We start from the raw sequence: 11,367 nt of genomic DNA, 5'->3' as shown, positions 1-11,367 counted from the left end.
CTTCGGACGTTGTGACGGGCGCTGGGTTAACGTCCGAACGATCGGAGGGCCCGCTTCCGGTTCTTCGGACGTTAGGTGGATTTGACCTTGGAGGCGACGGCGTCGGGCATGGGTTCGTAGCGGGCGAAGGCGCGGCTGAAGCTGGCTGCGCCGTGGGACAGGGACCGCAGGTCGATGGTGTAGCGGGTGATCTCCACCTGCGGCACCTCGGCCTTCACCAGGGTGCGGTCGTCGCCGACCTTGTCGGTTCCGAGCAGCCGACCGCGCCGACCGGACAGGTCGCTCATCACCGAACCGACGAGCTCGTCCGGGACCAGCACCGAGACCAGGTCCACCGGCTCGAGCAGGCTGACCTTCGTCGCCGCCGCAGCTTCGCGCAACGCGAGCCCACCGGCCATCTGGAACGCCATGTCCGACGAGTCCACGCTGTGCGCCTTGCCGTCGAGCAACGTCACCCGGATGTTGACCATCGGGAACCCGGCCGAGCAGCCCTTCTCCATCTGCGCGCGTACGCCCTTCTCGACGCTCGGGATGAACTGCCGCGGTACGGCGCCGCCCACGACCTTGTCGACGAACTCGAACTCCGAACCGCCGGGGAGCGGCTCCACCTCGATGTCACACACGGCGTACTGACCGTGGCCGCCGGACTGCTTCACGTGGCGGCCGTGCCCCTTGGCCTTGCCACCGAACGTCTCCCGTAGCGGCACCCGCAACGCCACGGTGTCCACGGTCACGCCGTACCGGTTGCTGAGAGCATCCAGTACGACGTCCGAGTGCGCCTCGCCCATGCACCACAGCACGATCTGATGCGTCTCGGGGTTCTGTTCGATCCGCAGGGTGGGGTCCTCGGCGGCCAGTCGCTGCAGCCCGACGCCGAGCTTGTCCTCGTCGGTTTTGGCATGGGCCTGGATCGCGATCGGCAGCAAGGGTTCCGGCATCGTCCACGGCTTCAGGAGCAGCGGGTCGGCCTTGTCCGACAACGTGTCGCCGGTCTCGGCCCGCGTGAGCCGCCCGATCGCGCACAGATCGCCGGCGATCACCGTGCCGGCGGGGCGCTGCTGCTTGCCCTGCGGGAACGACAGCGTGCCGATCCGCTCGTCCTCGTCGTGGTCCTCGTGGGTGTTCAGCTCACCGAAGAAGGACGTGAAATGGCCCGACACGTGAACTGTCGTGTCGGGCCTGATGGTGCCGGAGAACACCCGCACCAGGCTCACCCTGCCGACGTACGGGTCCGAGGTCGTCTTCACCACCTCGGCGAGCAGCGGACCGCTCGGATCGCAGGCCAGGCCCTTGCGCGGTACGCCGTGCGGCGTGAAGACCTCCGGGAGCCGGTGCTCGGGCGGCGACGGGAACCCGCTGGTCGCGACCTCGAGCAGCTCGTGCATGCCGACCCCGGAGCCGCTGCAGACCGGCACCACCGGGAAGAACGAGCCGCGCGCGACCGCGCGCTCGAGGTCCTCGATCAGCACAGCCTTGGCGATCTCCTCGCCACCGAGGTACCGCTCCATCAACGACTCGTCCTCGGACTCCTCGATGATGCCCTCGATCAGGGAACCACGAAGCTCCTCGTACGACGGGTCTGTGGTGGATAGCAGCCCGACCAGTCCGTCGTCAGCCGGCAGGTAGATCGGCAGCACCTTGTCGCCGAAGGCGTCCTGCGCCGCGGCGAGCGCGTTGGCGTAGTTCGCCCGGGCGTGGTCGAGTTTGGTGATCACGACGGCGCGCGGCATCCCGACCTGGTCGCACTCCTGCCAGAGCGCCTTGGTCGGCTCGTCGACACCTTCGTTCGCCGTGATCACGAACAGCGCGCAATCGGCCGCTCGGAGTCCGGCCCGCAGTTCGCCGACGAAATCGGCGTACCCGGGGGTGTCGATCAGGTTCAGCTTGATGCCGTCGTAGGGGAGTGAGGCCAGCGCGAGCCCGACCGACCGCTGCTGACGCGCCTCGGCGTCGTCGTAGTCGCAGACCGTCGTGCCGTCCAGGACGGTGCCGGGTCTGGACAGGACGCCGGAGGCCACCAGCAGGGCCTCGACCAGCGTGGTCTTGCCGGAGCCTGACGGCCCGACGAGCACCACGTTGCGAAGGGCGGCCGGGCTGTCCACAGTGGGGGCGGCGCCAGCACCCGGGGCCGTCTGCGTTTTGTCTGCCATGACGTACCTCCTGGGTCATCCACCATTCCCCTAACGGTCGGTTTGCACAAGCCCATCGGGCGGCCTCCCACCGACCGACCCCGGCGGTCGATAGTGTCGCCGGCATGCGTAGGGCACTCGGGGTCGTCATCAGTCTGCTCGTCACCACACTGGCCATGGCCGGCTTCGCGCTGCCCGCGTCGGCAGCGTCCGGTGACGAGGTGCGGGCCTTCACCATCGACTACACGGTCACGCCGGACGGCGTGCTCCAGGTGAAGGAGACGATCGCCTACCACTTCGGCACCTACGGCCGGCACGGCATCTACCGGTTCCTGGTCACCCGGGAGCCGTGGGCCGACGACCGGTCGAAGGATCAGAAGTACGAAGTGTCGAACATCGAGGTCGACAGCCCGACCGGCGCTCCGGACAAGTTCGACACGACGACCGAGAAGAAGGACGGCGATCGCGACCAGACGGTCAAGATCACGATCGGCGACGAGAACCAGACGATCAGCGGCCAGGAGGCGACGTACGTGATCACGTACGACGTCCGCGGTGCGCTGCGGCACTTCGCCGATCACAGCGAGCTGTACTGGGACGCGACCGGCGGTTCCTGGGATGCGCCGATGAAGCAGGTCACGGTCAACGTCGCGGTGCCGCAGGGTGTGCAGCAGGTGGAGTGCTTCACCGGCACCCGCGGTGCCACGACGAACTGTCCGCAGAAGTCGGTCGTGGCAGGGAAGGGTGTCTTCAAGGCATCCGACCTCGCCCAGGGCGAGCAGTTGACCATCGTGGCCGGGATCAAGGCCGGCGCCGTACAGAACGACGCACCGATCGTGGTCGACCCGCCCAGCTGGCTGGAACGCAACGGGCTGAACATCCCGGCGCTGATCGGCTCCGGCATTGTCAGCCTGTTCGCGCTGGTCGTCGCCGTGATCTACGCGAAGACCGGCAACAAGGACCAGCGGTTCGCCGGGATGCCGCCGGGGACCTTCCCGCCGGACGGGATCGCCGCCGTACCGGAGAAGAACACCCTGGACGACGACCAGATCCCGGTCGCGTTCGCGCCGCCGCGGATCCCGGTCGCCGAGGCCGGGCTGCTGATCGACGCCAAGGCCAACACCACCGAGGTCGCCGCGACGCTGATCGACATGGCCGTCCGCGGCGGAGTCCGGATCCAGAACGACGGCAACGAGCGGCACGCGGTCCTCGTCGACGGCAGTGTGGCGACCGCGCCGCACGAGCAGGCGCTGTTGCAGGGCATGTTCCCCGGGCTGGTCCCGGGAGCGTCGGTCACGCTGGAACGACGCCCGGTCGGGGACACCTCGATGGCGGCGACGGCGACGGCGATGCTGAACGCGTTGCGGGACCAGGTCGCGGCGCGCCAGTGGTACACCCGGCTGCCGTCCAAGATCGGCACCCGCGGCGGCTCGGTCTTCAAGTCCGGCACGGGCTGCGCCTGTATGGCGATGATCGCCATCTGGATCGTCGGCGGTGGCATCTTCGGTACGGCGGCCGCCGCCACGAGCGGTGGATTCGGCCGGGCGGTCGTGATCGCCGTACCGGTGCTGGCCGTGATCATCGCGATCGCGACCTGGGTGCGGGTCCGCGGTCGCGGTCAGCGGACGCCGGCGGGGCGCGCGGTCAGCGACCAGGTGATCGGTTTCCGCAAGTACCTGGCCACTGCCGAGGCGGATCAGCTCCGCTTCGAGGAGGGCGAGGACATCTTCAGCAAGTACCTGCCCTGGGCGATTGCCTTCGACCTGGCCGACCGCTGGCAGAAGGTGTGCGAGCGCCTCGTTGAGGCGGGTCGCCTGACACCTGACCCGTACTGGTACGTCGGACCGTCGTACTACAGCTCCGGCTGGACCGCTGGTGCTGTGAGCTCGACGGTCGCGCAGACGTTCCAGCCGCCGCCCACGCCGTCCAGCAGCGGCGGTGGTGGCGGTAGCTCGTCCGGCTTCAGCGGTGGCTCGTCAGGTGGCGGTGGCGGTGGTGGCGGAGGCGGGTCCTGGTAGTGCGCCGGGCACTGGGGCTTCTGGCCTGCACACTGCTGTCCGTGGTCGCCGTCGCGGCACCTGCCGCGGCGGAACTCGGGGACCGGGTCACGCGGTTCGCGATCGACTACACGGTGACGCCGGACGGCGTACTGAAGGTGCAGGAGACGATCGACTACCACTTCGGTGAGACCGGCCGGCACGGCATCTACCGCGACCTGGTCGTCCGTGAGCCCTACGGCCCGGACAAGGACCAGCGGTACGACGTCTCGAACCTGCAGGTGTCCGAGCACTTCACCACCTCGACGCGGAAGACCAACGGCGACCGTAACGAGACGCTGCACATCCAGATCGGCTCATCGGGGAAGACGCTGCACACGCAGGATGCGACGTACCGGATCAGTTATGAGGTGCGTGGCGCGCTGCGGCACTTCGCGGACCACAGCGAGCTGTACTGGGATGCGACCGGCCGCGGCTGGGACGCCGTACTGAGTGAGGTCGCTATCAGCGCCACCGTGCCTGGTGGCGTGCGGCAGGTGCGGTGCCTGACTGGCCCGACCGGATCGACGCAGGCGTGTGAGACAGCGCGTGTTGCTGACGGCAAGGCCCTGTACGGCGAATCAGGGGTTGGGCGTGGTGACCAGGTCACGATCGTCGCGGCGATCCCGGCTGGTGCGGTGACCAATGACGGCCCGATCGTGGTCGATCCGCCAGGCTTCCTCGATCGCAACGGGCTCAACATCCCCGCGGTGATCGTGTCGGCGCTGATCACCGTCGCGGCCTTCGTCACCCGCCGGCTGTATAAGCGGCGTGGCAGGCCGGGCGTGGTCGCCGTGGCGTTCGCACCACCGCGGGTCCCGGTCGCCGAAGGCGGCCTGCTGCTGACCAGTAAGTCCGACGATGCCGCGATCGCCGCGACGCTCATCGACCTCGCCGTCCGCGGTGCGCTGCGGATCGACAACAGCGGCAAGAAGCGCAAGGCCGTCCTGGTCGATCCCGACCTCGCCACGACACCGCACGAGCTGCGCCTGCTGAAGGGGCTGTTTCCTTCCTTGAAGCCGGGCAAGGAGAGCCGGCTCGAGCGGCGCGATCCCGGCGACAGCTCGCTCGCTTTCGCTGCGAACGGGACCGTCGACGCGATCCGCAAACAGGTCACGGAACGCGGTTGGTACACGCGGATGCCGGCCCCGTCGAAGCTCGGCCACCCCTACGTAGGCGCCTGGCTGGTCACCGCCTTCTGCACGCTCATCGGGCTCGGCATCCTGATCGTCGGACTGGTACAGCACGGTCTGCCGTCGTGGACCGGGCCGTTCCTGGCGTTCGCTCTGCCGGTGATCGCGCTGCTGAGCCTCGGCATCACGGTGCTCCGCAAACGCCGCAAGGGCCAGTTGTCTGCGACCGGTCGCGAGGTCACCGATCAGGTGCTGGGCTTCCGGAAATACCTCACGACGGCCGAGGCGGATCAGTTGCGTTTCGAGGAGGGCGAGGACATCTTCAGCAAATACTTGCCCTGGGCCATCATCTTCGGCATCGCCGACCGTTGGCAGCAGCTCTGCAAGCAACTCGTCGACGCCGGCCGTCTCACTCCGGACCCCGGCTGGTACGTCGGTCCGTCGTACTACGACTCGGGCTGGTCCGCGAACCTCGTCACCAACACCGTGACCAGCACCTTCAGCGAACCGGCCACCCCGTCGACGAGCAGCGGCGACGGAGGCGGCTCGTCTTCGGGATTCTCCAGTAGCAGCTCGTCGGGAGGCGGCGGTGGAGGTGGCGGCGGCGGATCCTGGTAGCGGTCAGGACTCCTCGGCGACCCGCCTGAGCCACTCGCGGATCAGTCCGTCGAACAGTTCAGGCTGCTCGATCTGCAGGTTGTGCCCTGCCACATCCAGTACGGCGAACGTCGCGCGCGGGTAGTGGGGGAGCAGCACGTACTGATCCTCGAACCCGACCACAGCGTCCTGCCGCCCACAGATGATCAGCGTCGGCCGCGTGTAGGGCGGGCCGTCCTCCGGGTCGACCGTGAGTTCACGCTTCTTCAGGATCCGCTCGAGCGCCTTGATGTCGGCGAGCGCCAGCCCAGGCGCGACGTCTCGCCGGTACGCCGTCAGCGCGGCCGCCGTCTCGACCACCGCGAGGTCGGTGAAGTCCTCATCAGGACCCAACGACTCGCGGACACCGGCCTCGGACCGCAGGACGACGTGCTCGGGGAGATGACGATCGGCGTTCTCGACCACGGTTCCGATCGGGCAGATCATCGCCAGCCCCAGCACCTGCGTGGGCCGCGCACGGGCGATCGCGCGGCCGAGATAACCGCCGTACGACTCACCGATCAGCAGGAACGGCGTCGTACCGATCTGGTCGTCGATGAAGGTCTGGACGGCGCCGACGATCCCGTCGGAGCTGTTGATGCCGTCGACCGGACTCTGGCCCATCGCCGGGAGGTCGGGGTAGAGCCGGCGGTACCCGGGCAGGCCGGTGAAGATCGGCTCGAGGCAGCCGGTCATCAACCGGTGATCGGCAGTCCAGCCGTGCAGCGCGAGGACAGGGATACCTTCGCCGTGGGCAACGAAGTGCAGGGGCATGAAGGGGTCGCTTTCTGTCGGGGGCTCATGCCTATAGTCGCTGCATGTCGAGTCATTCGCTTGCTCCTGATGCAGATCTGCTGCGATCCCGCCTCGAGCGCGCCCGTGCGGCGGCCGCCGGCACCGGTCTGGTGATCGCGCCGGGCTCCGATCTGCGCTACCTGATCGGTCAGGGTGGTGGCTCGTTCGAGCGGCTCACCACGCTGGTGATCCCGGCCGACGGCGTACCGGTCTTAGTGGTTCCGAAGCTGGAGGCGCCGGGTTATGCGGGGTTGCCGCTGGAAGCACTCGGGATCGAGGTGCTGACGTGGGTGGATGGCGATGATCCTTATGCGCTGGCCGCTGCGCGCTTGTCGGGCGCCGAGCAGGTTGCGGTCAGCGACTTCATGCCCGCGTTGCATGTGCTCGCGCTGCGGACCGCATTGCCGAAGGCCGAGCAGGTGCTGGCCGGACCGATCGTGCGCGAGCTGCGGATGCGGAAGGACGCGGCGGAGCTTGAGGCGCTGCGCAAGGCGGGTGCTGCGATCGACCGCGTGCATGCGCGGGTCGGCGAGTGGCTGCGGCCCGGCCGGACTGAAGCTGAGGTCGGTGCGGACATTGCTGCGGCGATCGTCGAGGAGGGGCATGAGACAGCCGACTTCGTGATCGTCGGTAGCGGGCCGAACGGGGCGAGTCCGCATCACTCGCTGTCGGACCGGGTGATCGAGGCCGGTGATGTCGTGGTCGTCGATATCGGTGGGCCGGTGGCGGAGGGGTACAACTCGGACTCGACGCGCACGTATGCGCTGGGCGCTCCGCGGGATGCTGATGTCGCGGCGACGTACGCCGTACTGCAAGAGGCGCAGCAAGCGGCCGTGGACGCGGTGCGGCCGGGGGTGTCTGCCGAGTCGATCGACGCGGCGGCGCGTTCGGTGATTGCTGCGGCTGGGTTCGGTGAGTTCTTCATCCATCGGACCGGGCACGGGATCGGGCTCGATGTGCACGAGGAGCCGTACATCGTCGCGGGCAACTCGCTGGTGCTGGAGGAGGGGATGGCGTTCAGCATCGAGCCGGGCATCTATCAGCCGGGTCGCTGGGGTGCGCGGATCGAGGACATCGTCGTGGTGACCGCCGACGGCGTCGAGCCGATGAACCGCCGGCCGCACGAGTTGGTGGTGCTCTAGCTGGCGCGGAACGTCTTGCGGTAGGCGAGTGGCGAGACGCCGAGGTCGGACCGGAGGTGGTGCCGCAGGGAGGCCGCCGTACCGAGTCCGGCTGCCTCGGCGATCCGATCGACGGTCAGCCCGGTTGTCTCCAGCAGATGGCAGGCGTGCCGGACGCGCTGCTGCAGCAACCACGTGCCTGGCGACTGGCCGGTCTCGGCCTTGAAGCGGCGGCTGAAGGTCCGCACGCTCATGCGGGCGTGCTCGGCCATGGCTTGCAGGCTCAGCTCCCGGTCGAGGTGCTGCAGCGCCCAGGCTCGGGTCGGCGCGGTCCCGTCGGTGCCTTCAGCCGGTACGGCGCGCTCGATGAACTGGGATTGACCGCCGTCACGCCAGGGCGGGACCACGCACGCGCGGGCTGCGCGGTTGGCGATATCGCTGCCGAAGTCACGACGGATCAGATGCAGGCAGAGATCGACCCCAGCGGCGAGACCCGCCGAGGTGAGGATGTCGCCGTCGTCGATGAACAGTTGGTCCTCGCGCAGATCGACCTGTGGGTAGCGTTCACGGAACAGGTCGGCGCGCTTCCAGTGGGTGGTCGCCGGTCGCCCGTCGAGGAGGCCGGCCGCGCCGAGCACGAAGGCTCCGGTGCAGATCGATGCGATCCGCGTGCCGGGGCGGATCCTCGCGAGCGCATCGGCGACAGCGGTCGGAAGGATCCCTTCGTAGCGCGGCTGCGGGATGTAGGTGCCGGGGATGATCACCGTGTCCGCCTCGGCCAGCGCCTCCGGGCCGTAGTCGGGGATCAGGCTGAAGCCCGCCGCGGCTCGGACCGGACCACGATCGATGCCGCAGACGCGAACGTCGTACAGGTGGGTTCCGTCTGCCCTGGTCGCGGCGCCGAGGACGGTGGACGGGATGGTCAGGTCGAAGCCGACCACCGGTTCGAGGGCCAGGACGGCGACCACATGAGGCTTCATGGCCACATCTTGACACATGCTGGCGTTCTGGCCACTGGTACGGCGTGCGCGGGGACGGCACAGTAGTCGGGTGACACAGACTGTGGAGACGAAGAAGCCTGCCCGGGTGCACTTGGCCTGGGCAGTCGCCGGGGTGGGGTTCGTAACTTTGATCGGGGCGGCCGGGTTCCGGTCCGTGCCGAGTGTGCTGCTGGATCCGCTGCACGAGGAGTTCGGCTGGTCGCACGCGACGATCTCGTCGGCGGTGTCGATCAACCTGCTGCTGTACGGCCTGATCTCGCCGTTCGCGGCCGCGCTGATGGACCGGCTCGGTCTGCGCCGCGTGGTCAGCGGAGCGCTGGTGCTGATCGCGCTCGGCAGCGGTCTGACGATCTTCATGAACTCGTCCTGGCAGCTCCTACTCTGCTGGGGGCTGCTCGTCGGCGTCGGTACCGGCTCGATGTCGATGACCTTCGTCGCGACCATCACCGGCCGCTGGTTCGTCGAGCGGCGTGGTCTGGTCACCGGCCTGCTGACCGCGGCCGGCGCGACCGGGCAGCTGGTCTTCCTCCCGCTGATCGCTCACCTCGCCGCCGCTTACGGGTGGCGGACTCCGGCTTTGGTGGCCGCCGGTACGGCGTTGGCCGTCGTACCGCTGGTGTTGATCTTCCTGCGCGACTACCCGAGCGATGTGGGCCTGCGCGCGTACGGCGCTCCCGAGGGCAGCCTCGCCGGTCAGCGTGTGGCGACGACCGGCAGCTCGGCGCTGCGAGCGCTGAGCGCGCTGCGGACGGCCGCTCGGCGTCCGGCGTTCTGGATGCTGGCGGGTGGGTTCGCGATCTGTGGTGCCTCGACCAACGGGCTGATCGGTACGCACTTCGTCACCGCGGCACACGACCACGGGATGCCGATCACCACCGCGGCGTCATTGCTCGCACTGGTTGGTGTCTTCGATGTCGGCGGGACGATCTTGTCCGGCTGGCTCACCGACCGCTGGGATCCGCGCTACCTGCTGATCGCCTACTACTCGCTCCGCGGCCTGTCGCTGCTGGTGCTACCGTCACTGCTCGGTCCGACTGCGCAGCCGAGTGTCTGGGTCTTCATCATCTTCTACGGTCTCGACTGGGTCGCTACCGTTCCGCCGACCGTGGCGCTGTGCCGCGAATGGTTCGGAGTGGACGGCCCCATCGTCTTCGGCTGGGTCTTCGCCTCCCACCAGGTCGGCGCCGCCCTCGCCGCAACGGGCGCGGGCGCCATCCGGGACGCGCAGGGCAGCTACAACCTCGCCTGGTACCTGGCCGGCGGCCTGTGCGCAGCCGCTGCCCTGATGTCCGCCTGCATCGGCCGCCGCGTGCGGGCATCGGACGCCCTGACCGCCTGACCGTCCGCTAGCCTCGATCTAGGTTGAGGTTGGAGGGCAGAACGGTGGACATCGAACCAGGTGAGCTGACAGTGGGCCAGCTGTCGCAACGAAGTGGAGTGGCGATCTCCGCCCTCCACTTCTACGAACGCCAGCACCTCATCCTCAGCCGCCGTACCGCCGGCAACCAACGCCGCTACAAACGCGACACCCTCCGCCGAGTCGCCCTGATCCGCATCGCCCAACGCGTCGGCATCCCGCTGTCCGAAGTAGCCGCCATCCTCGCGTTGCTGCCGGAGAACCGCACCCCCACCCGCCAGGACTGGGAACACATCTCCGAATGCTGGCAAGCCGAACTAGACCGCCGCATCCTGCACCTCGAACAACTCCGCAACGACTTCAAAGACTGCATAGGCTGCGGCTGCCTCTCCCTAGACCGCTGCGCCCTAGCCAACCCCCACGACGCCCTAGCCACCACCGGCCCCGGCCCCCAACGCCTCCTAACCCCCACCGGCGACCCCACCCACCCCACCCCCAACTGCACGTAGTCCGTCCCGCGCCACGGCCCCACCCGTCGTACTCACCTGCCGCGCCCACCACCTGCAGTCCTACCGTCGCCGCGCCAGCTGACCCGTACGACGCTCTGCTCGCGACCACCACCACGTGGTCCCTGAACCCCGTGCCCCCGGGCCTGCGCGTAACCGACACGAACGACTGCAGTAGTCCGCGCCTCGGCGCCACGCCCGGGCCCCTGGTCGGCGCCCACCTGCAGTCCTTCGTGCTGCTGCGCCGGGCCCGACCGGTACGACGCTTTGGTCGCGAGGCGCGCTCCAGATCCCGAACCCGGCGTACCCAATCTCCTGCCTGCGCGCCATCGACACGGGCGACTGCAGGTAGTCCCGAGCCCTGCGCCTCTGTGCGCCCCGCCCCACCCCTTGTGCGCGCCCGCCGCACTGAACAGCCGCAGTCCTTCGTGCTGCTGCGCCGGGTGCCCGGTACGACGCTTTGGTCGCGAGGCGCTCCTGATCCCGAATCCCGAACCCGGCGTACCCAATCTCCTGCCTGCGCGCCATCGACACGGGCGACTGCAGGTAGTCCCGAGCCCTGCGCCTCCGCGTCCCGCCCACCCCTTGTCCGCGCCCGCCGCACTGAACAGCTGCAGTCCTTCGTGCTGCTGCGCCGGGGCCGGCCGGTACGG

8 protein-coding genes are annotated in these 11,367 nt (G+C 68.8%); 5 read left to right on the top strand and 3 right to left on the bottom strand.

What is annotated here, in order from left to right; translation table 11 throughout:
- Positions 1 to 71: 71 nt before the first annotated feature.
- Positions 72 to 2,150 (bottom strand): elongation factor G-like protein EF-G2, encoded by a 2,079-nt coding sequence (locus tag ACIA49_RS23400; RefSeq protein WP_396379426.1) that lies wholly within the window; start codon positions 2,148 to 2,150, stop codon positions 72 to 74.
- Between the two features lie 104 nt (positions 2,151 to 2,254).
- On the opposite strand from ACIA49_RS23400, the gene ACIA49_RS23395 reads away from it, so the two are divergent.
- The gene (locus ACIA49_RS23395) at positions 2,255 to 4,147 is read left to right on the top strand and encodes a DUF2207 domain-containing protein (protein WP_396379425.1); all 1,893 of its coding nucleotides are present in this window, start codon (positions 2,255 to 2,257) and stop codon (positions 4,145 to 4,147) included.
- Positions 4,147 to 5,916: a DUF2207 domain-containing protein gene (locus ACIA49_RS23390; RefSeq protein WP_396379424.1), complete on the top strand. Its 1,770-nt coding sequence runs from the start codon at positions 4,147 to 4,149 to the stop codon at positions 5,914 to 5,916. The genes ACIA49_RS23395 and ACIA49_RS23390 overlap by 1 nt, the downstream gene beginning before the upstream one ends.
- 3 nt (positions 5,917 to 5,919) lie before the next feature.
- Here ACIA49_RS23390 and ACIA49_RS23385 read toward each other — a convergent pair whose 3' ends face one another.
- Entirely contained in the window at positions 5,920 to 6,708 is a 789-nt protein-coding gene (locus ACIA49_RS23385; RefSeq protein ID WP_396379423.1) for an alpha/beta fold hydrolase, read from the bottom strand.
- 44 nt (positions 6,709 to 6,752) lie between these two features.
- On the opposite strand from ACIA49_RS23385, the gene ACIA49_RS23380 reads away from it, so the two are divergent.
- Positions 6,753 to 7,871 (top strand): M24 family metallopeptidase, encoded by a 1,119-nt coding sequence (locus ACIA49_RS23380; RefSeq protein WP_396379422.1) that lies wholly within the window; start codon positions 6,753 to 6,755, stop codon positions 7,869 to 7,871.
- Here ACIA49_RS23380 and ACIA49_RS23375 read toward each other — a convergent pair.
- Positions 7,868 to 8,830 (bottom strand): GlxA family transcriptional regulator, encoded by a 963-nt coding sequence (locus tag ACIA49_RS23375; protein ID WP_396379421.1) that lies wholly within the window; start codon positions 8,828 to 8,830, stop codon positions 7,868 to 7,870. The genes ACIA49_RS23380 and ACIA49_RS23375 overlap by 4 nt on opposite strands.
- A gap of 70 nt (positions 8,831 to 8,900) precedes the next feature.
- On the opposite strand from ACIA49_RS23375, the gene ACIA49_RS23370 reads away from it, so the two are divergent.
- Together ACIA49_RS23370 and soxR are read left to right on the top strand one after the other, a co-directional pair.
- A complete protein-coding gene (locus ACIA49_RS23370; protein WP_396379420.1) occupies positions 8,901 to 10,190 on the top strand; it encodes an MFS transporter in 1,290 nt (429 codons plus the stop codon).
- A 44-nt stretch (positions 10,191 to 10,234) separates the two neighbouring features.
- The gene (gene soxR, locus ACIA49_RS23365) at positions 10,235 to 10,717 is read left to right on the top strand and encodes a redox-sensitive transcriptional activator SoxR (protein WP_396379419.1); all 483 of its coding nucleotides are present in this window, start codon (positions 10,235 to 10,237) and stop codon (positions 10,715 to 10,717) included.
- Positions 10,718 to 11,367 lie beyond the last annotated feature (650 nt).

It is taken from the genome of Kribbella sp. NPDC051587, from assembly GCF_044453945.1.
Taxonomy (GTDB): domain Bacteria; phylum Actinomycetota; class Actinomycetes; order Propionibacteriales; family Kribbellaceae; genus Kribbella.
The sequence above is the reverse complement of the archived record's forward strand: the minus strand, read 5'-3'. Positions and strand labels throughout refer to the sequence as shown.